The organism is Cohnella suwonensis, assembly GCF_042655365.1.
Taxonomy (GTDB): domain Bacteria; phylum Bacillota; class Bacilli; order Paenibacillales; family Paenibacillaceae; genus Cohnella; species Cohnella suwonensis.
In genome coordinates this window covers 66,689-92,987 of the sequence record NZ_JBHSMH010000101.1, presented here as the reverse complement: position 1 = coordinate 92,987, position 26,299 = coordinate 66,689, and the positions used below count along the sequence as shown (strand labels likewise).

Genomic DNA, 26,299 nt, shown 5'->3' with positions numbered 1-26,299 from the left:
CGCTAACCTAAGCTTTAGTTTTTGAACAGTCGCCAATTCTTTCAAACAAGAAATCCACGACATGCTTGACTTCCATATGTGAATTCGCGCCCTGTTTCCGGACGCCCAGCTTCATCTGCAGCAGGCAGCCCGGATTGCTAGTGAGTAGATAGCGGGCCTTGGTACTGTTGGCGTGTTCCATTTTATGATCCAGAATTCGACCGGCCATCTCAGGCTCCGTGACGTTATAAATGCCCGCCGAGCCGCAACAGCGGTCCGCTTCTTTCATCTCGATGAACGACACGTTGGCCACTTGCTTCATGAGTTGCCGCGGAGCATTCGAGCTCTTCATCCCGTTCCGCAAGTGGCAGGAATCCTGGTACGTGATCGTAACCGGTTCAGATGCATTAGCGCATGAATCAGCGAAGGACGGCATTCTGCCGTGATCTACCAACAGCTGGCTGACGTCGATCACCCGGGAAGCAAACCATCCGGCAAGCTCGCTATACTTGGGATCATCATGCAGCAGATGGTCATAATCCACTAACTGAGCGCCGCATCCGCCGGCATTGGAGACAATATACTCTATGCCGGCTTCTCTGAAGACCGCAAGATTGGTCCGTGCCAGAGCTCTCGCTAATTCCATCTCGCCGCTATGTGCATGGAGTGCTCCGCAGCACACCTGCTCCTTCGGAATGACCAATTCGAACCCTGCCTCGGCCAACAATTTGACCGTATTTACATTCGTCTCGGCAAACAACACATCCATAATACAGCCCCTGAACAAGGCAACTCGGGCGATCATTTCTCCTTTGGCAGGATAAACGGCTCCAAGTCTCTCAACCACGCCTCTTCCAGTCGCATCCGGTATAATCTTTTCCATTTCACGCAGATGCTTGGGGAACAGCCGCATCATTCCGCTTCCCCTTACCATGTGGCGTAATCCGAATTTCTGATAGGCGGCTAGCGATCTTCCGAGCCATTTAAGTCTTCTGCGATGAGGTAATATTCCCTTGAAAAACAGCTTGCGAATCCCCGTCATGGGAACGCTGTGATCTGCGTGATCTTCGATGGCATCACGGGCCTGCTCGATCAATTGCCCGTATTTGACATCGGCCGGACAGGCCGGTTCACATGCCCTGCAGCCGAGACAGTGATTCATCTGATCTTGAAATGCCTGATCAGGATCCATAATGCCGTCGGCAACGGCTTTCATGAGCGCGATGCGCCCGCGAGGAGATTCCGGCTCGAGGCCGGTTTCCCGGAAGGTGGGACAAGCAGGCAGACAAAATCCGCAGCGCATGCAATTGGTTAATTGATCGTAATCCAGCTTTCCCAGCAGCGTTGTAGAAAGCGGGTTGCTGTGATCAATGGCCACGGTCGATCACCACTCTTTTTCTTGTTTCCTTGGCAAATATCTTACCCGGATTGAGCAGGTTATGCGGGTCGAATGCCCGTTTAATTCCATGCATGACCTCCATTCCGGCCGTTCCTATTTTCCATTCCAGAAACGGGGCTTTGACCAGGCCGACACCATGTTCCCCGGTAATGGTTCCGCCTAATGAGATGGCGGCTTCGAATATTTCTTCGAATGCCTGCTCCACACGGTGAATTTCTTCATGGTCTCTTGCATCCGTTGTCGCTGTAGGGTGAAGATTACCGTCCCCAGCATGACCGAAAGTGGCGATGGAGACCTTGTATTTTCGGGCAATTTCATTGATTCGAAGCACCATATCAGCTATTCGGGAACGAGGGACCGTTGCATCCTCCAGAATGGTGGTGGGGCGAAGGCGCGCCAACGCGGTAAAAGCGCTACGCCGCGCCGTTAGCAACCTTTCTGCCTGCTCCCGGGTTTCCGCGACGACTATCCGGTCAGCCCGCTCCAATTCGCATATTTCCCTGATCCGTTCGATGTCGCGTTCTACCGTATCCGGATCGCCGTCCTGTTCGATTAACAGGATGGCCTTCATATCGAGCGGAAGATCCAGCTTGGCGAAATCGTCCACAACCCGAATCGTAGCGTTATCCATAAATTCGAGCGTAGCGGGAATAATCCTCATCTCAATAATTCGAGACACCGTCCTTGCCGCCCCGTACAGATCTTTGAACATGGCGAGCATCGTCTTCTTGCTTGCCGGCGGCGGTACCAGCTTCAAGGTCGCCTCGGTAATAATGGCGAGCGTCCCCTCGGAACCTACCAACAGCTTCGTCAGGTCGTAGCCTGCAACATCCTTCATTAGCTTCCCGCCGGTTCGAATGATTTCTCCGTTGGCAAGAACGGCCTCCAAGCCGATCACGTAATCCTTGGTCGTACCGTATTTAAGTCCGCGCAGGCCGCCGGAACACTCCGCGATATTACCGCCAATCGTCGAGATTTTCATGCTGCTCGGGTCGGGTGGATAGAAAAGTCCAAGCGATTCGATATGGACAGCGAAATCTGCCGTAATGATGCCGGGCTGCACCGTTGCCGTCAAATTTTCCAGATCGACTTCCATAATCCGATTCATACGGTGCATAACCATCACGACGCCGCCTTGAACAGGGACCGTGCCTCCGCACAGATTGGTACCGGAGCCTCTCGACACTACAGGCACACGGTAAGCCGCAAGAGCTTTCATAATATCAGCGACTTGGCGGGTATTCTCGGGATAGATCACACCATCCGGCAAACTTTGGAGCATGGGTGTCCCGTCGTAAGAATGTGCGACAAGCGCTTCTGGATCATCCCGATAGAATTTCTCACCGACAATCTGCCGCAGCTGCAGGGTAAGAGTTGCATCCAACATAAATATATTTCCCCCCCCTAATTGTTCAGGTCATCAATGATCATCATTAGCCTCTAATCAACCCTTTCCGACAGTCGGCTCTATGAATTTCTGCTGGTCCTCGTTTCTTGGACGCAAGAATTTCAAGTCGCAGCCCTCATGGGCTTGCTGTACTTGATGGGCAAACAAGCTGAGATAGCCTCTTTGATGCTTGTGCTGCCGGGGAACCAAATCTTCCATTCTTTGATTCAACTCCGTATCCTCAATCAGCAGATCCAGCCTGCCGGCCTGCACATCCAAATCGATTACATCTCCATTTCTTACAACCGCTAATGCTCCGCCAACAAACGCTTCGGGTGAAACGTGTAAAATAATGGTTCCATAGGAGGTGCCGCTCATTCGCGCATCGCTAATGCGAACCATATCGGTTACACCCTGCTGCAATAGCTTCTTAGGGATCGGAATAGAGCCCCACTCCGGCATACCCTCCGCAACTGGGCCGCAATTTTTTAGTACTAGGACGGAATCCTTGTCGACATCCAATTCATCGCTGTCAATGCGATTCATCATATCTTGGTAACCATCGAAAACGACGGCTTGACCCTTATGGATGAATAGTCCGTCACTTGCCGCGGATCTTTTGAGAATCGCTCCTTGCGGCGCTAAATTACCTTTTACAACGGCAATACCGGATATGAATTTAAAGGGGTGATCGATAGTTGCAATGACCTCTGGTCGAAATATTTCCGATTCACGGTACACTATTTCTATGCTTTCGCCGGTTGCTGCCAGACAGTCGCGATTTAGGTAAGGCAATAATTGTTGAATGACCGCCGATAATCCTCCCGATTCATAGAAATCATCCATATTGTAAGCACCGCTGGGCTGCAGGTTCACCAACAGCGGCACCCCGTTGGATGCTTTAGCATATTGCTCCAGCTCAATATCTATCCCAAGCCTTCCCGCGATTGCCGTGAGGTGCAAGACGGCATTGGTCGAGCCGCCGATGGCTGCCAATAGCTTTATGGCATTATCGAAAGCATCCGGCGTCATCAGTTTAGAAGGCGTTAATCCCTCCTTGACCATCTCCACGATTCTGCGTCCCGTAAGTTCGGCCGCCTCTTTTCTTTGGGCATGATTAGCCGGTATGGAAGAAGTTCCAGGCAGCATCATGCCCAGAACTTCCGAGATGCTCTTCATGGTTGAGGCGGTACCCATTACAGGGCAGCCTCCGAGACTGCAGTTCATGCATTTTTCTATCTCCATCCATTCACTAGCATCTAACTGCCCTGCGCGACGCTCGTCAAGCACCTTCCAAAGGTCTGTGCCATAATTTAATGTTTTTCCGCGATAAGTACCCGATGTCCGATGCCCTGCGGCCAATTGCAAAGCTGGAATATCACAACTCGCGGCGGCCATTAACTGCGCAGGGGTAGTCTTATCGCATTCACATAGAAGAACGACGCCGTCAAGAGGAAGGGAACGAATTAATTCTTCGATGTCCATCGACATTAAATTTCGATAAGGCAAATCCGAGGATTTCATGAAATCCGCGGCTGTTGTAATCGTATGCAATTCTACTGGGTAACCGCCAGCCAGCAACACTCCCCGCTTTACGTACTCCACCAGCTCTTTGTGCGGATAATTGCAGCTATTAAGATCATTCCACGAATTAAAAATACCCACGATAGGCTTACCGATATAAGAATCCGGCAGATGGCCAATCGCTCGCATTGCAGCGCGATGCTGAAAGGAAATGTCCGGTGCGGCACGGAACCATTGATCGCTGCGAAGATTCAAGGAGCTGACTTCCTTTCCTTAAATGTAAATATCGAATTTTCCGGAATAACTGCTCTTAAAGATTTATCCGCTTGGTACAATCCCATGCTCTGACAATGTAAGTGCGGGTTGGTGATGTACAATTCGAACGCTGCGGGATTGCAATCTTCAAAGTGAACTTGAATTTCAATTGGCGTTGCACGACTATTAATCCCCACAATCGAAAGCCCATCTTCCGGATGTAAAAAGGCAGTTAATAGAGCTTCGGTCTGTGCGCATTCTACTGCAACCCTTACGCTTTGCGGCCGAACGTATCGAAAAATTTGCTTGGCTGCGTAGAATCTCTTTTTGGGAGTATAGGAATGTCTGCCTCTGCGAAGCAGTCCGTATAAAGTCCAGGCAAAATCATGGTCATGATAATTGTCGAATGCGTCCCACACCAATCCCGCTTGAGCGCCATCCTGCAAACAAATCAATAGACGTTGGGTCGATCGCATCGCAACATCCCATTCGCTCTCGCCCGTTTCATCTAAGTCGCCATATTCGGTCATCCAAAATCGGATCGAGCCATCCGTCCGGGCGTTGAGATACGAAGCCAACTCATGGACTCTAATGGTCTCATAAGTATGCATGCCTATTACGCCAAGATAAGGCCTTATTTCCGCACTATCGAGCAAGTGCATAACGTAATCCAGATTAAAAATAGCTTGTTCAGCGGTAACCAACCGAATTTCGGATAGCCCATGAATTTTAAGTTTTTCAACCAATACTTCTATGGCTTTAGTGAATTCCAAGCCGTTCAGCCTTGGCCCCTCGGGAGGTCCAAGATCCGTTTCATTCAAAGGCCCGAACCATTCAAAATCGATTTGTTCGATTTCTGATGCCCATTTAATCATCGAGACCATCATTTCGGCAAAGGAATCGTAATCCTTAAGAGTCATTCCGTCTTCAGCCAACATCCAGCTCGGAACTAATCCGCTGGCATTTAAGTAGGGTTTTATTCCCCGCCGATTTAGATACTTAGACAATGCCCAGGTTTGAGAGAATATAGGGCCCCCATATACTTTGCTATAGGTTGACTCGGTTAATATTGATTTATCATATCGATTGTCCGGATCTACCCAATTGGAATTCCCGAATACGTCCACCCGAAACAGCGACGCTCCTAAATCGTCGATGAGCAAATCCATAACGGGAGTAAGCGCACCATTATTCCAATATTGCGGATTTAAATTAACGCCGAAGCCATCGATCGTTTGAAAGATGTCTCCGGCCTTTACAGTTGCTCGTATTGTCCCCAACTCAGCAGGGATATGAAGATGATAGGCATTCAAATGAATCTTCCTCTCCTTGCTTAGATAGCTGCCGACGCTGCGCCATCCACATAAAGACTGGAACCTGTAACTGCCGATGACTCATCGGATGCCAAAAATAATACCGTATAGGCAACTTCCCGAGTTGTAGCCATCCTGCCAAGCGGTTGTTGTCTTTTGATAATCGGATAGAGCTTATCCATGCCCCCTAGCTCTTCGGCCAGCTTGACGTTCATTTCCGTATTCACCCATCCGGGACAAATGGCATTGCAACGTATGCCTTGTTCGGCGTACGATACGGCTATTTCTTTCGTTAACCCGATGATCGCCGCCTTCGAAGCCGTATACGCCGAGTAGCCTGGTTCCGTTAATCCCGCCATTACTGAAGAAGTATTGATGATTGAACCCGATCGCTGTGCCAACATCTTGGGAATCGCATGCTTGCACATCATAAACATGGATGTCACATTCACATCCAGCACCCTCCGCCATAGCGTCGTTTCGAATGACGTTATATCCCCGGAAGGCATAATTCCAGCATTGTTAAACACGACATCGATAGCTTCGAATTGATTAATGGTTTGGTCAACGGTTGACTTTAATAGGTCTTCTTCAGAAATATCCCCGCAAACCGCTATTGCCGTTGTACCTAAGGAGTTGACCTCATTTAAAGATTCATTAAGCTTTTTATCGTCGCAATCAACGAGCACAAGGTTAGCCCCCTGCTCAGCGAACAGCCTAGCGGTTTCCCTTCCAATACCAGAGGCTGCCCCTGTGATTATCGCGGTTTTTCCCGCTAATCTTCCCATAGACATCTTCAGCCTCCTTATTTACGCATTTCTATTAATACCGACTCTATAGCAGCCAAAGTATACTCGATATCCTGATCCGTATGGACAAAGCTGATATGATTCCGCTTAAGGTTCATCGGAACTTTGAAAATTCCTTTTTCCAACAGCTTAAGGCGATATTGAACATAGAAATCCGCATCGTTATGTTGTAAATCCGTATAGTTCTTCGCTTCAAAGTCCATAAAATAACTCGTAAATACCGAACCGATCCCTGCAACGAATGAGGATATTCCTAACCGTTCATGAATATCCCGGATACCTGAGCGCATCTTCTCCCCGAGACGGAAAATATGATCATGGACTGGAAGTGTTTCCATGACTTCAATGGTGGCAATCGCAGCTGCAGTGCCTACGGCATGCCCGTTATACGTTCCCGCAAACCAAACGTCGCCTCCCGGGTTTGTGTTAAATCTAGACATATACTTGTCTTTGCCGGCTATAGCCGCAATCGGATAACCATTAGCCATAGCTTTCCCCAGGGTAGTCAAGTCAGGCGTGACGCCGGCTATCGCTTGATAACCGCCAATATGATGCCGGAATCCGGTAATCACCTCATCGAAAATGAGCAATGAATCATTCTCGTTGCAAAGGATTCGGAGCCCCTCCAGAAACCCCTTTTCCGGCAATATGCATCCGATATTATGAGGAATCGGTTCTATGATTAAAGCGGCGATTTCACCCTTATACTTCTGAAATTGTTGAGCGACATCCTCTAAATCGTTAAAGGTGCAAATAAGCGTATGTTCGATAGCCTCCTCCAACATACCGGCTGAACCAGGGTCCTTCTGTCCAATCTTATCCCATGCGCTTAACATATTGACGGCAACATAATCGTGCCAACCGTGGTAGCAGCCTTGAAATTTAATAATCTTTTTCTTGGAAGTAACCGCTCTGGCCAATCGAATAGCGTGATAAGTCGCCTCCGACCCTGAATTGCAAAATAATACTTTATCCGCCGAAGGAACATGCCGGCATACTTTTCGAGCAAGCTCGATTTCTAGATCCGTTGTGCCGAATCCGTACAGATCCGTCCGATCAAGCGCTGTTTTTACTTTCTCATTCACATAAGGGTGGTTGTGACCTAATATAAAAGGTCCGAATGCAGCTTGATAATCAAGGTAGCGATTATCATCAGCATCATAAACGTAGGCACCTTCTGCTTTCGTAAACACGAGATGAGGATTCACATTTCGTATCGAGGTATGGACTCCTCCAGGCGTATATTTCTTCGCTTCATCAAATAACCTATCGTTTTGTTCGAGTTTCATAAGATCCCCTTTCATTTATTTATTTGGGCGATGTAGAGGCCGTTTCCGCAGGTTGCTCCAATAATGTGAAGATCCGTGTTTGTATCGAAGCCTATTCCCTTCCACCTTAAGGCACCCAACGATGGATCCGTAATATCGCACCAAGTATCGCCTAAATCTTGACTGTACCAAACCGATGAAGGACTGTTAGACCAATAAAGAGGTTCGCAAGCGATAACCATTTCCCTATCCCTAACAGCTACCGAACTGGCATTAAATATTCGATCATCGAGAGGAAACAGCTTATTCCAGCTCACGCCTCCGTCCTTGCTCCTCCACAGCCCTTCCCGAATAAATCCTGCATAGAGCCAGCCTTCTCGCTCTTCATCCGCCTTAATCAGATTCAATACCGAAGCGCGATGATTATGAAACGGCAACCCCTCTACTCTTATCCATGAATTTCCACAATTTCTAGTTACGAACAGTCCCTCGGTTCTTTCCCCGACATATAGGGTATTCGCATGGTGAGGATCAACCGCTAAGAGTTGATTCGTTCCACATGCGTTTTTGGTTTGATAAACGACGACGGATAAAAGCTCATTCTCAATCCAATAGGCTTGATGGGGTAAAGTTTCTATTTCGCTGGTGAAGGGATCGTTAATTCGATTCCAACTCTCTCCCCAATCGGAAGTTCGATAAATCCCGGCACCCTGTTTTAATTTCCCTTCTATTAGCGCATAGAAAGATCCTGGATGTTGAGAATCCTCCGCCAACACCTGCACGAATAGCCCCTTATCCCACTCCTTCACGATCTCTCCCGTTATGCCTCCATCCTTGCTTCTTACCATACACCCGAATTTATTCTCATCACCGACGATGCCATACATCATGAATGATTCATCATGCCGCGAAGCGACGATACCATTACTTGCAGGATGTCTATCCGCCGCGAATGATGTGCTTTTATAGGAAACACCTCCATCCGAACTAATTACGGGGGTATAATCCGCCAGCGTCACGAAGACTTTATGGTTGGTGGGGTGAATATATACAGATTCGGCACAAATCGTTTCTGTCCCCCGAAACCCGTTGGCATTCCATGTTAGACCGCGATCTTCGCTAACAGCCACACCGTACCAGTTACTCATGTAAAGTCTATTGGAAAACTCCTTGTCCACGATTACCTTGGATATGGCCCACCCCGCCCACCTAACATTCATATAATCAGGGTAATCATACAAATCATCCTCATTGTGCAAGTTTATTAGACACCAGTCTGCTCCGCAGTTATCCGTTCGATATATAGCAATAGAAGGAGCATCCTTATGATGCGGGCGCACATGCGCAGCAGCGTAGAAACATCCAGGATTCAAGGGATCCGCTGTTAGGGTACCGATAATCAAATGGTTATCGAGTCCAACACCGCATTCGTTCCAAGATTCCCCGAAATCCTCCGATTTGAGAATTCCGCGTCCGATATCCGCTGCCAGCAGTATGGACGGATCATTAGGATGAAAAGCAAGCTCAACCATATCGCATCTCTTGTAAATCAAACTCCATGTTGTACCCGAATCGTTAGACATGTATAAGTTCCCGTTACGTCCCCGGGGTGTATCCTGCAACAGAGTTAAAAAATTATTTAACGTCCCTTTTTTCTCATAATCCCAACCATCGCAAATCGCGGAATCCCCGATGGTCGATGCATAGACGAGCCCTCTTTGATTGGGGTGAAAATGAACGAATCCGATTCTCTCGCCGACTAATCCCTGACAAGTCCACCGGATCCCTTCATCCTGACTAACCCATAAACCTCGTGAATACCCGCCTGCAATTACCGTTTGCGGTTGAAACGGATCGACTTCGATGACCTCGCCATACATGCGCGTAGGTCCATTACCGTAGAAATCGACATCTTCCGAGACGAGAGTCCACGTATTTCCTCCATCTATTGACTTATGGATACTTCCAATCATTTCGTTCCCTCTTGCCTCTCCCGAACATCTAAACAATAGGAGATCATTATGCGGGCTAATTGCCATGCTTTGCACACTGTGATCATGGCATGCAGCCATCCCATTATTAATACATTGCCAGCTCTTGCCTCGATCCGTACTTCTAAAAACACCCGCTACATCGCATCTGGCATAGATGATGTTCCTATTATTGGGGTTTTGGACAATTCCCGTAATATACCCGCCACCGCCAAGGTTCGAATTTTTCCAAGTAAACATACTTATATTCGCTCCTTTCCCTTATTACATAAGAACTTCGATATATAATCATATTAATGAGATGCGAACTTGTTAGTATAGGGAATAAATCAACGAAATTGAATAATCTCCAACGAAAAAAAGCTGTCCCATAAGTGACATACGGGCAGCCATTTTGCTATTTCACTCGATTATGGTTTTTTTGTATTTCGGATTTTGGTTATGTTTACGGAAGGAAGTTGGCGAATGGCCCATTTGACGGGCAAATGCATTTCCGAAGTAGGCAGCATCGTCGAAGCCGACGCTGTTTGCTATTGCCTGCATGGATAAATTCGTCTGGCACAGCAACAATGTGGCTTTCTCAATGCGGTACCTTAGCAGAAATTCGTAGGGAGCGACACCCATATGCGCTTGAAACAGCTTTGTAAAATAAGCTCGTTCAAGACCGACTTGCTTGGCGATCAACGGGATGCTAATCCTTTTCTGGTAATGTTCTTCTATGAACCGTATGGCTTGCGTAATATAGAAATCTCTTCGACTTTTCGTTTCGCGGGGAGAGGGGAGACGGACTCCGGTTTGCAAATGCATATAGGAAGAGAGCATCTGCAGCAACAACCCCAAGCAGTATGCCTCCGCGGCAAGATCATCTGCTTCGGAATATTGCATCAGCTCCGCGAACAGCGATTCCGCCTTCTTCGGATCCGCATGCGTATGAGTCGGAAACTGTTCGGTTATCTGAGCAAGCTCTAGAAATTCAGCCATGTTGGGACCATCAAAGCCAATCCAATAATACGTCCATGGGTCCTTCGCATCCGCCCGATAGGACGAGGGCTGGTTGGGAAACATGCAGAAACTATCTCCGGCCTTTAGCTTATAATCACAGCCTTCCGTGGTAAAAACGCCAGAACCTTGCACGATATAGTGTAGTAAATAGTGGTCGCGCATCGCCGGACCGTACAGATGCGAAGGGTCGCATTGTTCGATTCCGCAGTAATGAAGCCGGATTCCCGTATCCATTCGGCAGTTCATATAATGTTCAGTAAATCGATTTTGCATTCTAACCCTCCAGTCAAAAAAAACACAAATTCATTGTTTTTTTAAACGAATTTAGGTCATATTCTTCGTATGATAACACAAAAAAGATAATTTATAACACAATCCTCCTCTACAACTCTTCACTCGCTCGATTTATATTAGAAGGACTAGAACTAAAGAGGAGATTATCCTATGCGAATTAAAATAGCAGGGCTTTACGAGTACCATTTGGAAAGCGAGGATTCCGCCTTTCGTGCTTCGCTGCGACTGGAACGCGAATCCGCAGGCGTGGAAATCGTTCATTTAACCCTAGAAGCTGATTCGCCGACGGTACCTCCCGTAATTAAAATAAATTGGTTTCATCCTATAGTGGACGTTCAAGGATTGTGGCATCCCACAGCGCTATATAACAAAGGATTGCGGGCCGACTGGTACCCTCCTATCGAATCCAAATCCACCTATTCGGCTCCCGTGGCCTGTCTCTTCAGCGCAGAGGGTTTGAATCGACTGACTTTTGCCTTCTCGGATGTGCTTAATATCATTAAGTACGATGCCGGCGTTAACGAAGAGAGCTCCACCTTCGCTTGCTGCGTCTCTCTTTTCGATACGCCAACGACACCTCTGTCGCATTATGAGGCATCTCTTCGGGTAGATACTCGGGAGATCGCTTATTATAATTCCCTGGATGAAGTAAGCCGCTGGTGGAGCACTTATGAATCTAATTGCCCCGCCGAGGTACCGGCTGCGGCGATCGAACCTATGTATTCAACCTGGTATACGTTCCATCAGCAGTTAACGCACGAGGGAATCGAGGAGCAATGCAGCTTAGCCAAGGCATCAGGCTGCAATGCGGTTATCGTCGACGATGGCTGGCAGACATCGGATAATGCCAGAGGATATGCGTATTGCGGAGACTGGCTCGTCTGCGGCGAGAAAATTCCGGACATGAAAGCGCACGTCGAACGCGTCCACGCGCTCGGCATGAAGTATTTATTGTGGTACTCCTTTCCTTTCGTCGGCCGTAACAGCGAGAGTTGGGTCAAGTATCAAGACAAGCTGCTGTTCACAATGGACGATCTGGCTGCCGGCGTGCTTGATCCGCGTTATCCGGATGTACGTGAATACCTCATCGGAATTTACGAGAAAGCACTGCTCGATTGGGATTTAGACGGCTTTAAGCTTGACTTTGTAGATATGTTCCGACAGCCTGACAATGATAACGCCGAGGAGGACGACGGTCACGACTACTTATCCGTTGCGCAAGCCGTCGATGTGTTGCTGAGCGAGGTGATGAAGCGGCTTCGCGCGATCAAGCCGGACATCATGATCGAGTTCAGACAGAACTACATTAGCCCGCTCATGCGTAAGTACGGCAACATCTTCCGGGCGGCCGATTGCCCGAACGACGCCATTCAGAATCGGATCCGGACGATCGATATTCGGCTGATCTGCGGGAAAACTGCGGCGCATTCCGACATGATCATGTGGAATTCCGACGAGCCTGCCGACAGCGCAGCGCTGCAACTGATCAACGTTCTCTTCTCCGTCCCACAAATTTCTGTTCGTCTGGATACGTTGCCCGAATCTCACATGGAAATGCTGACTTTCTGGCTTGCGTTCTGGCGGGAGCATCGGGACGTGCTGCTTCATGGATCTTTGGAGCCTCATCACCCTGAGCTGCTCTATCCACTGGTCATCGCGAGGAATAGCAATGGCTTGATTGCCGCCGTCTACCAAGACACGATTGTCCGACTGGAAGGGTTGGAGCCGGCGAAAGTCGTTATCGTGAACGGAACTCGCGGTGACCGGATCGCTTTCGAGGCCATGGAGCAGATGGGCACGAGAAATGTCCGCGTCATAAGCTGCACCGGAAAAACCGTTGCCGAATACAGCATGGAAGAAACACGCGGCCTGCAGGTAATAGACGTCCCCCCCGGCGGCTTAGTGGTGTTGCGTCAAATAGGGTAACACTGCACCCATTCACCCCTTCATGGTTGGAATACACACAATGGCTGCAGGATACCTGGTCCGACCATCTTCGTCTTGTTCATATTCGAATGTCAATTCATAGATCGACAACAGTTCTTTCATCTGCTGCTTGGAGAATGCCATGATAACATCTCTGTTGCGCTTAACCGCTTGCGGTTTGTCTCTTACAATTGAAAGGGTTTCTGACCTGACTATCAACACTTCTCTATCGCTCCTCAAACGAAACACGACTACTTCGTGTCGGTTTCTTGGGGAGCTATTTTATGGTGGCGGCCTAAGGGGAGTATTCAATTCTTGATTTAAGTTGCTGACGATGCGAACTCGACGACGACAATCTTAGAGGTAGAATTGAATTGCGTGCTCGGTCTGCCTCGGCAGACCTGCGCGCGATCGAACCTCCTTGCCCTCCTTCGGACTGGGGCGACTCCCTTGTTCAACTCCCCAATCGAATCCGACCATTTCATGTCGGATTCTCGTGTCGTGTTTCTATGGCGGCGCCTTAAGGGGGGTATTCAATTCTCGATTAAACTTACTAACGATGCCTTTTCACCGATGACAACCTTATAGGTAGAATTGAATTGCGTGCTCAGACTGCTCCACAGTCTTCCGCGCGATCGAACCCCCTTGCCCTCCTTCGAACTGGGGCGACTCCCCAATTTACTCCACAATCGAGTAGGCCCATGCGCAATTGCATGGGCCTCTCACAGATCCGTACGTGCGGGTCATCGCATACGGCTCTTCCAGTAATTATCCCCTCTTGGGATGAAGTTCATTGTAAAGATCGGTTAGCGCGCATAAACCAATTTCGCTGAACCAAGCATTGGGTATAGCATACTGTGCGTGAAAACTGTGTGAATTCCTCCAAGCGGTCATTCTCATCTGCGGTAGTTTTCCTGTAAACTTCCTGCGCCTTAGTTCCCGGTGCAATTTGCGGATTTTCTTCCAGCTTCTGAGTTGTACTGCTCGAAGTCTTCTTCGTATCCACGCATCCATTTCCTTAAAGAATACTTTCCCTTGTCCGTGCGCGAAGTAATTTCCCCATCCACGTAGGTACGGATTGAGTTTCCTTTTCACCAGTTGCTCCACATTCACTGTCTGGTTTCGGCGCGTTATCTCTTTCATGCGTTCCTTAAACTTCTGCTTTGCTTTGTCCGACGGAGACATTTTTCTTCCCTGTCGAAATACATACCCAAGAAATACAAATGCTTCTATCCTGCTGTTTACGATTTTTGTTTTCTCAGGGTGTACTTTCAAACCAAGCTCTTTCTCTAGGAACTGAACGACCGAATTTAACACCCTTTGTGCACCCTTTGGCGTTTTACAACATATGACAAAGTCATCTGCGTAACGCGTTATTCGGTGTCCTCGCTCTGTCATCAGCTTATCCAGTGGATGCAGATAGATGTTTGCCAGTAGCGGACTAATGACTCCGCCTTGCGGCGTGCCCATTTCGTTGAGGTGGAAACTGCCGTTCTCCAAAACACCTGCTTGCAAGAAGCGCCGAATCAACTCCAATACGCTCCCATCCACCACTTCTTCCCTCACCGCTTCAATCAATTTCTCATGCGGTATCGTATCGAAGTAGGACTTCAAATCCGCATCTATGACGTAGGTGTATCCCTCCATCAGGTCTTTGCGAATCTTCTGCAGAGCCATGTGTGCGCTTCTTCCTGGTCGGAATCCAAAACTACAATCTAGAAAGATTTCTTCAAAGATAGGTTCCAATATTCGCTTTGCCGCCGCTTGTACGACTCGGTCTCCTACGGTAGGAATGCCTAAAGGTCTTTGTGTTCCGTCCGTTTTCGGGATATAGACGCGCTTCACTGGTTTAGATCGGTACGTCCTTGTCCGCAAGGCGTGCTGAAGAGCTTGTACATGGCTCTCCAACCCGGATTCGAATGCTTTTATGGTCATTCCATCCACGCCTGCGACTCCCTTATTTCGCTTGACCTCTCGGAAGGCTTCCTCCAAGTTTGGCGTTGCCCATATCTTGTCGATAAGGCTATACCATCTACGTTTCTTACCATTCTTTACTCCCTCACGGAAATGCTTGACGCTTTGCGTCTGTTCCTCCATGCTCGTTTGCTTCCCTTCAAGTTCCGGTCGTGTAGCCTTGCGGCAGTGTTCCGGTTTGTTCGTTGGTACTACGCTCCAGATGGTCTACCCTTTTGTTCGACCTCGGTTCTTCGCACTTCATGGCTCCCCGACTTCTATCTGGCTCATGGCGATTACTCCAGCACTCCTCTTCTACGGTTTCGGGCTTCGCATCAAGTCCCCGCCTTTTGGGTCAGGGCTTGCATCGGCGACACTTGCGCCGATTCACTTGCCATTACGGCTTTTCCGGCAAGCTTGTTCACTACTATCCCTACGTCTGACTTCTCACCACCCATAGTTGCTCCTTAGCCATCACAGCTTTGTTCGCAATTTACCGCTTTTGCGGAAACGATGAGACCTCCTTGGGTCACGTCATCAACTTTCCCCCGAATCCAGTCCTCCTAACTTTCGAGATCAACGGTGGTATTGGATGTTCCCTTCTTTTGCAGAGTTATCCGATCTCGCCAGCCAACTTGGTTTAGCCGTCTGTTCCGGGGTTTGCCTTCACATCCTCCGCACGCATCCTTACGAACTACGCACTATGTGTCAGCTATGCACTTCCGCCACCTCGCGGTATACTGGAGACTTTCACTCCTTAGTCAATGCGCTGCCAAGCGCACAAAAAACACTGACCTCATGCGGTCAGTGTTCTTATGGTGGAGCCGAACTTACACTTGTGAAGGACCTAATTATTCGTCATCCGGACGATTGCGACAGGGGGGCTTAGGCCAAGAGGCGTTTACGGTCCTGTCGTCGCTTTTCTGTTCGGACCGTCGAAATTGGAATTTCCGTCAGACGAGGGGTTATTCGGGAATCTCTTTCTTGCGATGTTGTGGTCGTCAACGTACGCACCATTCAATTTCCGGATGGTGAAATTCGCGACCAAATCGTACATGTAAGCTAAAAGCCAGCCTAAGGCTAGCTTTTACAATTTACAGTATTTTATTAGAAGCATGAATGGCTTTCAGCAAAATGCTTTTCCGAACATCGAGGGGTACTTCATACTGCTCATGAGCATATGCCCATGGGCTCACCTCGACTTTCTTGCCGGCCTGCGACAACCGCTCAATGACCTCGGACAAGGAATTTAACGGATTACCACGTTCCTTCAAGAGAATTTGCGACAGTGACAAGAGATATGCATCCCGGTCCCGCAAAGGAACAACCATTCTGCCGTTTGTGATCTCGACTTGCTTCTCGTAATCGCAATAGTGATCCGAAATTCTCCAGCCTGCCCACTTCGGTTGCAGCCTTTGTACAAGGTTCGAATACACGCCCGCATGCCACAGATCGATTGTCTTCTCGACCGCATCAATGTGGAACCCGTCCGTAGGAAAATCCTCCGTCCATTCTCCGAGATTGATTCGTGGGTAGCCATATCCGCGACGAATGGACTGTATCATGCCCTGGCCGCATAATAGGTAACCCTCACCCCCCCCGTCCAATGGAAACAGGAGCAGCTCCCCGTCTTCAAACCGAATGCTTCCTATTGTGTCAGTCCATTCGAGGTCTGAGGGAGGCGAGAGACTCATGTCGCCTCGATCGACCTCTCTCGAGGCAATCACTTTCTCAATAGGAAACCTGACATATCCTGCTAAGTCTGCAATTCCCTCATAACCCCATCTCAGTTCCCAACCTTCCCAAACCTGCTGCATTAACGCAAGATAGTGCTTTCTTAGCGGGATATCATTTTGAATATCCTCTCCGCCATAGAAAAGCAATACCTGATTACCCGCATCCATCACCACTCCGCCCTCAGCCCAAATGTCGTTAAGCCATCTGGACTCATCAACCAGAGTCTGGTTCCTGATAAAAGCTTCCGCGTATTCGGGTCCCCAGAACAGATGTACAGGCAATGTATTGGCGCACCAATGATTGTAATACAAGTCGTATTCGCCGTCGGAACGGGTGATGATCAAATTAACTCTTTGTCCCATTAATATCACTCCAGATTCCCAGGTTACAAAGTGTCAGATCCGAAAAACTTTCCCTCGAGGCACAAACGGCAAGTACTGTCCTTTCGGCAAAATAAATGCATGTTCCCTTCGAATGGTTAGTCGATCGCAGTAACCGTCCGTAATGATGAGAAGCGGCCCCTTAGTTGGGAAATCCTCCGCCGACTCTAATAGATCAACGGCCGGCTGAATGATTGTGCCTCCCCTTCCTTTTACGGCTACGCGATCGACAATATCTTCAGGTGCCATGTATCCTTGATCGTAGACAGCCGCATCGCAAAACAATACCCGAACCCGCGGAACGTCACGGGAAATACTGTAGCTTGCAATAGCCCCTAAAGCTTTGGCCAACAGTTTGCTGTCCATCGACCCGGACGTATCCAATACCACACCGAAAGTTCTTCCCTCTTCATCCCCTGCGTTCGGAATCCATCTCGGTCTTGGAATATCAGGCGTGGAAGATTGCCTGCGGCTCACTCTCGCATAAGTACGAATCTTCTCAATAGGGGAAAAGTAATGATCGAACCATTTGGCCAACTCGACGTCCCATGGTATTGGCGGTTGGGCTAGCGCTTTGATTTCTTCAACCAACCCGGCAGGAAGCAGCCCCCGGTTCTGCTCCTCATGATAAACAAGTCCCTGGCTTAGAGCGCTGCGATAAAACTCATCAAGCGAAATCCCATCCTTGCGGTTCCACCAATCCGGGGTTCGTGGCTCCATAATATCGCCCAGTCCGACTCCCCGAAAAGTAGCCAGCTTGCGGTATAGTCTCATATCGGTGACTATACGATCATAGATAGCCTCTGCGGACAAACCCTTCAATTCGGGGTCGAGTAGGCCGCCTACACGCGGGAACGCTCCCAATCCCATTTCCAACAACCAATGATTAATAACATAATCGCAAGCTACATTCCATAGGTAAGGATCACGTCCCTCCGCTCTTGCGTGATGTCGCAGCCCGACATGAAGGATCTCATGCGCCATGACGAAACGGTTCTCCTGCTCATCCAATCCCGCTGCCGGGTTCATGTATATTTCCTTCATCTCAGCGTCAACCGCAGCAACGGAAATGGACAATCTTTGGCACAGAATCGGGTCTTCGATAATCTTAAAATCAGCTGCCAGTGCGCCGATGAGCGGGTAACTGTTGATAAACCAATTTTTCGCTTTTTGCGCTAATGTCAGCGCTTCTTTTTCCGCACCTAAGTATGCCTCATAACCGGCCGACACTTTAACCGCGCTGCTGACGGCCATTGCCAGTCCTTTGCCGAAACACTCCTGCCAGTTCACTTTTCGGTCCCAATAATTTGACTTAGGAGGCTTCAAGAGCATATCCGTGCATCCATGTCCTGCCGTTCCCAAGCCGTAAAATCCGCCAGACAAGCCTCTTTCCAGAAAACCGCGGTATAGGTCATCTTCTGTTTTCACCGAAATATCGATCCCCGCATCCATATCTTTCGGCGGTTTTCCAAGTTTCATATCTCCTAGAAACTTAGCGACGAATACATCGCAAGCTGCATTCCATAGGTCCGGTCGTTCTTTCTCCTGAAAATGCCCGAACCCCAAGTGCAGCAGGCAGTGGGCCAAAATGTAAACCCATTCCTGCGACTCCGCCCTTTTCTTCGGATGTACATGAATTTGACCGTTTACGGTAACGACAGACCATCCCTGCTCCGGACACAAGTTCCCTTCCTTACGGACAAATTGAGCATGGTATGCAAGCGGAGCAAACATGGGGTGCTGGTTAATAAACTCCAGCCCCTCAAGAAACTGCTTTGCAGCCTGATCCAACTCAACCTTTTTATTCACCATCAGTTCGCATCCTTCTTCTGCACAAGCCTTGGCAGATCCCGGACAACTTCAACCAAGAACCAATCCGGCAGGCCTTCATCTTCATTATTTTTCGCAACCACTAATTGAGCAATTTCGAGGCTGATTGTGCTTAGCTCCTTAATCAGCGCCTTGGCACGGTGAGCCAGCTTCTTGTGATGCTCCGACACCGCATCCTTTGATGATGGCAGTTCTTTAATCAACTGTGAACGGAAAGATTGCGCCAGGAAATATAGCACGTCCCGGTCCTCTGGCAAATAGGGCCAATTTCCTTCGCCTTCCATAATGGCGGCCAGTTGATACTTATTTGCGAGTTGTTTATGAAAAGCTTTGAACTGGCCAGCATGCTGGGGAGACAAGCATCCATGGGCCAAAATCTCAATCGTTTCGGCTGTTGGAGTATCGCCGTACTCTTTCAGGGCGTCACTAAGCATATGCCAGGAACGAGGCGTGGAAAATGGCTCTTCATGCTTGGGCGGTTGCACCCACAGATGGTCGGGCCTGGTTTGGATATAGTCTGTAATGAGCGGATGAATGCCGTTCTGATAGGCCCATTCGAGCCATTCCCGATGGGATACCTTCAACGTCACATGGAACATCCGGTTTACGAGTGCCGAGGACATCGGTTTTACGATCGCGCTATCCTGGGCTCTATTTCCTGCTCCAATGACGATCGATCCTTCCGGTAGCACGTAATCGCCGATTCTCTTCTCCAGTATCAAGCTGTAGAAAGCCTTCTGTACCTCATGCGTACAGGCATTCAATTCATCGAGAAATAAGCAATACGGCTCTTCTCTGGCAATCATGCTAGGCGGGCAAAATTGGCTTTTGCCATTCACAATCTGCGGGACTCCAATGAGATCTTCTGGAGCTAGCTGGCTTCCAAGCAAAGATACACACGGTAACCCGACCATTTCCGCAAATTGTTGAACGAGTGACGATTTACCGATCCCAGGTGCACCCCATACGAATACCGGACGAACGACAGCCACATTTAATAGCAGTTCAATTAATTGTTTTTGCGTTAGAGAAGTGGATATATTCATACAACATTCCTTTCATCGTTCAAGAAAATAAAAAACCACAGGCAATCGGCCTGTGGTGAACAGCAATCATGAATGATTCCCTATACTACAAACAGATGGACTGACTGCCAACTGCATGTCGCAATGAGACGTTATTCTTATGATTGGAGGCCGAAACTAACGGTTTATGCAGTTGTTGTAATTTTGCTGAATGTGCACTTAACACGTCGAACGCCTCCCTTCATAATCATCTAATTATTTACATCATATTTACCCATAGTCTAAAAGTCAATGAATAAAAAGTCGACGACGCAGGTCCAAACGATACGAGATTCATGATGTACGGAACGGCGATTCGCGTCCTCGGATTCCAGCATAGCGTTCCCTCGCTACTAGTTCCGGTCGAGAGGTATGAAAGAAGCAATATTCACGCCTGGTTCTTGCCGATGCAGTTCGCTGTAGCGGCGAAGGGCTTCTGTAGAATCAGCGAACGTATCAATTACAATTACTTCATCAATGTAGCGATGTCCTTCCGCATAATGAGCCTTCGTTGCCTCTAAAACAACCCACTCCTCCGGAAACCGTTCCTGTCCTTGGCTCCCCAAACGAAACCGACTACTGCGTGGCGGTTTCTTGGGTCGCGTTTTTATTATTCGCCGCGGGGTATTCAATTCATTATTGGACTTGCTGACGAAGAATACTCGACGATGACAACCTTAGCGGTGGAATTGAATTGCGTGCTCGGTCTGCCTTGGCAGACCTGCGCGCGATCGAACCCCATTGTCCTCCTTCGGACCGGGGCGACTCCCCATTTCGCTCCACAAAAAAACTCTGACCTCATGCGGTCAGAGTTATTATGGTGGAGCCGAGGGGAGTCGAACCCCTGTCCGAAGGCAACGCCACATGTGCTTCTACGGGTGTAGTGACAGATTTGATGTCACCCTAGAGACTCCCCGTCACCGGATTCCCTTCGGGTCAGCCTGATTGTCTTCTTCCGCTAGCCCCAGGCGGAGACTAGACGGCGTATCCCACTAGAGTTGGCCCCTATCCCGCCACATGGGCGATGGAGAGTAGAAGCTTAACAGTCAGTTTCTTAGGCTGCTGCTAAAGTTGGTTGTTGTTTGCCGTTTAAATGGCTTTCCGCGTTGTTAAAGCAGACGCAGCCCTACTACCCGCTACCCACGCTCGTTCTACCCCCGTCGAATCCAAAAACGGCCCCTAAAGGTGGTCGTCCGTCCAATCGGTCGGAAACCAGGAATCTCACCGAAAAACAGATGAGTCGAACAAACGATAAATCTCATTTCGTCTTGCTTGTTTATTATAACACGTGCGTCTTGCCCGATGCGAAAATAATGCTGCCAACGTTGCCAGTCGCTTACTTGTATACCTTCTGCTTCTCGCGAAGGATGCGCTGGATATCGCGTTGAGAGTCGCGTTTGGCGTCGGACTCGCGCTTGTCGTACTGCTTCTTCCCTTTGCCGATGCCGATCAAGCACTTCGCGTAGCCGTTCTTGATGTACACGCGCAATGGCACCAACGTGTACCCGTCGCGCTTGACGGAGCCGAGCATCTTCGTAATCTGCTGCTTATGCAGCAAAAGCTTCCTTGCCCGGGTCGGATCGACCGGATTGTGCCGGTTGCCTTGCTCGAACGGGCTGATGTGCATGTTGTGCAAGAACATCTCGCCGTTACGAATCGTGGCGAACGCGTCGCCCAACTGGGCGCGTCCCGTCCGAAGGGACTTGATCTCCGTGCCCGTGAGAACCATGCCGGCTTCGATGGCATCTTCGATGAAGTAGTCATGGGACGCCTTCTTATTCTGAGCCAGCGGCTTGTCGAACTGGTCTTTCTTGCCCATTTCCCTTCACCTGCCTCCGCCTTCTATGCCTTGCCTGGTTACGTCGCCAATGGCGCGAACGAGCGCCGGACATTCATTATATCACGCGCTCGCCCGCGCCATCAACAGACCGACCTTCCTTACGCTTTAGACTCCGACAACGCTTGGTCGAGCAGAGCCATCCGGATGTACACGCCGTTCACGGCTTGGCGGAAGTACGCCGCGCGCGGATCGTTGTCGATCTCCTCGGAGATCTCGCCGGCGCGAGGGAGCGGATGCAGCACGATCGCGTCTTGGCGCATGCGCGACAGCAGCTCGGCGTCAACGATATATTGACCGGACGCTTTCTCGTACTCCTCCATCGAAGGGAAACGTTCCTTCTGGATGCGGGTCTGGTACAGCACGTCGACCGTGCCCGCGACCGAATCCAGATCCGTCGTCTCTTGGTAACGGATGCCCTTCTCGTCCATGTACTTCTTCACGTTGTCCGGAATCCGCACGTTGTCCGGGGAGATGTAGTACACCATGACGTCCTGGTAGTTGGCCAGAATGTAGCTCAGCGAGTGGACCGTCCGTCCGTACGCGAGGTCGCCGACCATGGCGATCTTCAGCCCTTCGATCTTGCCGAACTGCTTGCGAATCGTATATGCATCGAGCAATGCCTGCGTCGGATGCTCGCCCGCGCCGTCGCCGGCGTTCAGTACGGGCACGTCCGCTACCGCCGCCGCGCGCTTGGCCGCGCCGATCTCCGTATGCCGCATGACAATGACGTCGCTATAGCCGCTGATGATGCGGATCGTGTCCTCGAGCGTCTCGCCCTTGATCGCGGACGAGAACTGCGAAGCGTTCTCCGTCCCGATGACGCTACCGCCGAGCCGGTGCATCGCCGATTCGAAGCTCAGCCGGGTCCGCGTGCTCGCTTCGAAGAACAAGGACGTCATGATCTTGCCTTGATGACGTCGGTCCCCGCCGCGCGAGACGACGTCCTCCATCTCCTTCGAGGAATCGAACAAGCGCTCCAGCTCGTCCCTTCCGAATTGCTTGGCCCCGAGTACGTGATACAGTTGTTTCATTTTGTCAGCCTCCCCGACATTCCGTTCGTTCGCACACCAAGTACTATCCTATAAGATACGGCGAACTTTGTAAAATGGAATCGACGATCCGCGGCGCAATCGCTCCCGATGCGAAAAAGAGCCCCCGGCCCTATGGCCGGAAGGCTCCGCTCGCTTATTCTTTCGGCGCTTGCTGCTCGCCGGATTCCTTCGCCGCGTTCGGCTTCTTGCGCTTGCGGGGTTTCTTCTCGCCGGCCGGCTTCGGCACCGCGACTTCCGCCTTCGTGAGCGGCTTCGCCGCGCCGCGGGAACGATCGCCGCCGCCCGGTTTGTCCGCGCCGTCCGAACGCGAACTTCCGCGTCCACCGCTACCTTCGCGGCCACCGCGACCTTTGCGCTTGCCGTAGTTGGACATGCCCTCGTCCGTGCCGTCGTCGCTGCTCTTATAGTTACCGGAGCGAGGGAGACCCCACATATCGATCTTGTTCGCGCCGCCGCGTTTGGACGTCGTCGGCGTCGCCGCCCCGTTGCTCCAGATGCCGCTTCCGAACGAGCTGCTGCCGCGATTGGCGTTCGGTCCCGCGTCGTTGGAACGCGCCGGAGCGCCTCCGCTGCGCTTGCCCGCGGATCTCGGCGCCGATGCTTGCTGCACGGCAGCTTCCACCGTAACCGCGACAGCCGCCTGCGCGTTGCCGCCGTTCCCGCCGTTCGCGTTGCCGCCTCCGCCGCCGGATTTGCGCCGCTTGCGCTTGCCGCCGCCCGTTGCCGGTGCCGCGCCTTCTACCTCGCGCGCTTCCGGCTCAGCCACCGCGACGCCCGGGCCGATCTCGCGGCCGCCCGATTCGCTGCCGCGCCGTCCGCCGCTGCGATCGCCGCGACCCGCGTTCCCCGCGTCGCCGCCTTGACCGCCGCGTCCGCCATCTCCGCCGCCGCGCTTGCCGCGTCCGCCGCCGTCGCCTTTACCCCCGCGACCGCCGCGTCCACCGTCGCCGCGTCCGCCTTCGTCTCCGCCGATGCCGACCCAGCGTCCCGCCGCGTTCAGCTTCTTGCGCTTGCGATCGCCTCCGCGACCGCCCCCGCCTCCGCCGCCCCCGCCTCCGCCGAACCCGCCGGAGCCGCCGCGCAAGTCGAACGAACGTCCCGCGCCGCGAGGCTTCATATCGACCATCTCGAAATCGATCGTATGGTCGCTCATGTTTACCTTGCCGACGCGAACTTTCACCTCGTCGCCAAGACGATAGATCTTCGACGTGCGTTCGCCGATCAGCGCCATGTGCTGCTCGTGGAAGTTATAGAAGTCGTCGGTCAGATCGCTAAGACGAATCAACCCTTCGACCGTGTTGTCCAGCTCGACGAACATGCCGAAGCTCGTCACGCCGCTGATGATCCCGACGTATTCCTCGCCGATCTTGTCCAGCATGTACTCGGCCTTCTTCAGCTTCGCCGTGTCCCGCTCCGCCTCGACCGCCGTCCGCTCGCGCTCCGAAGATTGTGAGGCGATATCCGGCATGCGGGCGTTCAGCGAATCGTACCGGTTGTCCGAAAGCGTGCCGCCGTTCTCGAGCACCTCGCGGATGACGCGGTGAATGACCAAGTCCGGATAACGCCGGATCGGCGACGTGAAGTGCGAATAATAATCCGCGGCAAGTCCGAAGTGCCCAAGGGACTCCGCGTCGTACTTCGCCTGCTTCATCGACCGCAGCATCATCGTGCTAAGCACCGTTTCTTCCTTCGTGCCCTGAATCTGTTCCAATAAAGTCTGCAGCGCGCGAGGATGCACCGTATTGCCTTTGCCCCCGTGCACCGCGTATCCGAAATTGCCAGCGAACTGCATGAACGTCATGAGCTTCTCGCTCGACGGCTCCTCGTGGATCCGGTACAAGAACGGCACCTTCAGCCAGTGGAAATGCTCCGCCACCGTCTCGTTCGCCGCCAGCATGAATTCTTCGATAATTTGCTCCGCGATCGTCCGCTCTCTTTTCACGATATCCACCGGTTTGCCTTGCTCGTTCACGATGACCTTCGATTCCTGGAATTCGAAGTCGATCGCGCCGCGACGCATGCGCATATCGCGCAACCCCATAGCCAGCTCGCGCATCAGCTTAAACGTATCCTCGAGCGCCGCGTAACGTTCCGTCACTTCCGGATCTTCGCCCTCGAGAATCTTGCGCACGTTCGTGTACGTCATGCGCTCCGTCGTCCGGATGACGCTCGTGAACACGTCGTAGCGAACCCGCTTCATCGTGCCCGGCTCGAACTCCATCTCGCAAGACATCGTCAGCCGGTCCACTTGCGGATTCAGCGAGCAGATGCCGTTGGACAGCCGGTGCGGCAGCATCGGGATGACGCGGTCGACCAAGTATACGCTGCAACCGCGGTTGTAAGCTTCCTCGTCGAGCTTGGACTTCTCGCGCACGTAGTAGCTCACGTCCGCGATATGCACGCCGAGCACGTAGTTGCCGTTCTCCAGCCGTTCCACGTTCACCGCGTCGTCCAAGTCCTTCGCGTCTTCGCCGTCGATCGTCACGATCGTCTTCGAACGCAGATCCCTGCGTCCCTGCTTCGCGATCTCGTCTTCCGTGATCGTGTCGGGAGCCGCTTCCGCCTCGGCGAGCACGTCGCCCGGGAAGCTCTCCGGCAAACCGTGCTTACGGATGATGCTGAGGATATCGACGCCCGGATCGTCTTTGTGCCCGAGCACTTCGACGATTTCGCCCTCCGCGGCCGTTCGCCCTTCCGGATACGTGAGAATGTTCGCGACGACCTTCTGGCCGGTCACCGCGCCCTTGAAATTCTCGCTGCGAATGAAGATATCCTTATTAATCCGCTTGTCGTCCGGAACGACGAAGCCGTAGCTCTCGTGGTTCGTGAACACGCCGACCACCTGCGTGACCGCCCGCTTGACGATGAGCACGATCTCGCCTTCCAGCTTGCCGTTCTCGTTCTTCGCCGACACTCTGGCCAGCACGATATCCCCGTTCATCGTACCTTTCATGTCGTTGGCATGAATGTACAGATCCGGGTGTTCCTTATCGTCGGGGATCAGGAACGCGAATCCTTTCGGATGCGACTGAATCCTTCCGCGCAATAAGTTCATTCTCTCCGGCACGCCGTAACGTTCCGTCCGGGTCCTATGAATATGGCCCTCTTGCTCCATCTCGGTCAACAGGCGAAGGAAGCTCTTGAAGTCCTCCGCGTTATCTATGCCAAAATGTTTCTCCAATTCCTTATAAGTCATCGGTTTGTACGCGGTTTCCCGCATGAAATCGAGCAGCTCCTGCTCCGTGCACATCGGCATCCGTTATTCACCTCGTCCTACGCTTAGTATATACATTCCC

Annotated in this window: 16 protein-coding genes and 1 other RNA gene; 1 reads left to right on the top strand and 16 read right to left on the bottom strand. The window is 51.1% G+C overall.

The genetic code is table 11. The features are described 5' to 3' along the window. Window positions 1-7 precede the first annotated feature (7 nt). The 8 genes from ACFPPD_RS22810 to ACFPPD_RS22775 form a co-directional block, all read right to left on the bottom strand. On the bottom strand, window positions 8-1,357 hold the full coding sequence (locus ACFPPD_RS22810) for a (Fe-S)-binding protein (protein ID WP_378083472.1): 1,350 nt from the start codon (window positions 1,355-1,357) through the stop codon (window positions 8-10). Continuing rightward, entirely contained in the window at window positions 1,347-2,765 is a 1,419-nt protein-coding gene (locus ACFPPD_RS22805; RefSeq protein ID WP_209745793.1) for an FAD-binding oxidoreductase, read from the bottom strand. Before ACFPPD_RS22805 ends, ACFPPD_RS22810 begins: the two co-directional genes overlap by 11 nt. A gap of 57 nt (window positions 2,766-2,822) precedes the next feature. Next, window positions 2,823-4,544, bottom strand: a complete 1,722-nt coding sequence (locus ACFPPD_RS22800) for a dihydroxy-acid dehydratase (protein ID WP_209745790.1) — start codon at window positions 4,542-4,544, stop codon at window positions 2,823-2,825. After that, a complete protein-coding gene (locus ACFPPD_RS22795; RefSeq protein ID WP_209745788.1) occupies window positions 4,541-5,857 on the bottom strand; it encodes a glycoside hydrolase in 1,317 nt (438 codons plus the stop codon). Before ACFPPD_RS22795 ends, ACFPPD_RS22800 begins: the two co-directional genes overlap by 4 nt. Window positions 5,858-5,877: 20 nt before the next feature. Continuing rightward, window positions 5,878-6,651 (bottom strand): SDR family NAD(P)-dependent oxidoreductase, encoded by a 774-nt coding sequence (locus tag ACFPPD_RS22790; RefSeq protein WP_209745785.1) that lies wholly within the window; start codon window positions 6,649-6,651, stop codon window positions 5,878-5,880. An 11-nt stretch (window positions 6,652-6,662) separates the two neighbouring features. After that, window positions 6,663-7,955, bottom strand: coding sequence for an aspartate aminotransferase family protein (locus ACFPPD_RS22785; protein ID WP_378083467.1), 1,293 nt, complete (start codon window positions 7,953-7,955; stop codon window positions 6,663-6,665). A gap of 11 nt (window positions 7,956-7,966) precedes the next feature. Then, entirely contained in the window at window positions 7,967-10,165 is a 2,199-nt protein-coding gene (locus ACFPPD_RS22780; RefSeq protein ID WP_209745780.1) for a beta propeller repeat protein, read from the bottom strand. Window positions 10,166-10,327: 162 nt separating this feature from the next. Beyond that, window positions 10,328-11,200 (bottom strand): AraC family transcriptional regulator, encoded by an 873-nt coding sequence (locus ACFPPD_RS22775; protein ID WP_209745777.1) that lies wholly within the window; start codon window positions 11,198-11,200, stop codon window positions 10,328-10,330. A gap of 738 nt (window positions 11,201-11,938) precedes the next feature. On the opposite strand from ACFPPD_RS22775, the gene ACFPPD_RS22770 reads away from it, so the two are divergent. After that, window positions 11,939-13,147 carry a glycoside hydrolase family 36 protein gene (locus ACFPPD_RS22770; protein ID WP_378083463.1) on the top strand — a complete coding sequence of 403 codons (1,209 nt, stop codon included), beginning with the start codon at window positions 11,939-11,941 and terminating at the stop codon, window positions 13,145-13,147. 768 nt (window positions 13,148-13,915) lie between these two features. Here the strand turns inward: ACFPPD_RS22770 and ltrA are convergent. From ltrA to rnr, 8 genes are all read right to left on the bottom strand, one after another. Continuing rightward, window positions 13,916-15,244 (bottom strand): group II intron reverse transcriptase/maturase, encoded by a 1,329-nt coding sequence (ltrA, locus tag ACFPPD_RS22765; protein ID WP_209745771.1) that lies wholly within the window; start codon window positions 15,242-15,244, stop codon window positions 13,916-13,918. A 950-nt stretch (window positions 15,245-16,194) separates the two neighbouring features. After that, window positions 16,195-17,199 (bottom strand): hypothetical protein, encoded by a 1,005-nt coding sequence (locus tag ACFPPD_RS22760; protein WP_209745769.1) that lies wholly within the window; start codon window positions 17,197-17,199, stop codon window positions 16,195-16,197. Between the two features lie 33 nt (window positions 17,200-17,232). Beyond that, entirely contained in the window at window positions 17,233-19,029 is a 1,797-nt protein-coding gene (locus ACFPPD_RS22755; RefSeq protein ID WP_209745767.1) for a vWA domain-containing protein, read from the bottom strand. Next, a complete protein-coding gene (locus tag ACFPPD_RS22750; RefSeq protein ID WP_209745765.1) occupies window positions 19,029-20,093 on the bottom strand; it encodes an AAA family ATPase in 1,065 nt (354 codons plus the stop codon). Before ACFPPD_RS22750 ends, ACFPPD_RS22755 begins: the two co-directional genes overlap by 1 nt. Window positions 20,094-20,929: 836 nt before the next feature. Beyond that, window positions 20,930-21,291: a transfer-messenger RNA gene (gene ssrA, locus ACFPPD_RS22745) on the bottom strand. A 156-nt stretch (window positions 21,292-21,447) separates the two neighbouring features. Beyond that, window positions 21,448-21,930, bottom strand: coding sequence for an SsrA-binding protein SmpB (smpB, locus tag ACFPPD_RS22740; RefSeq protein ID WP_209745763.1), 483 nt, complete (start codon window positions 21,928-21,930; stop codon window positions 21,448-21,450). A 119-nt stretch (window positions 21,931-22,049) separates the two neighbouring features. Continuing rightward, window positions 22,050-22,982: an aspartate carbamoyltransferase gene (gene pyrB / locus ACFPPD_RS22735; RefSeq protein ID WP_209745761.1), complete on the bottom strand. Its 933-nt coding sequence runs from the start codon at window positions 22,980-22,982 to the stop codon at window positions 22,050-22,052. Window positions 22,983-23,136: 154 nt separating this feature from the next. Beyond that, window positions 23,137-26,253: a ribonuclease R gene (rnr, locus tag ACFPPD_RS22730; RefSeq protein WP_209745968.1), complete on the bottom strand. Its 3,117-nt coding sequence runs from the start codon at window positions 26,251-26,253 to the stop codon at window positions 23,137-23,139. Window positions 26,254-26,299: the final 46 nt, after the last annotated feature.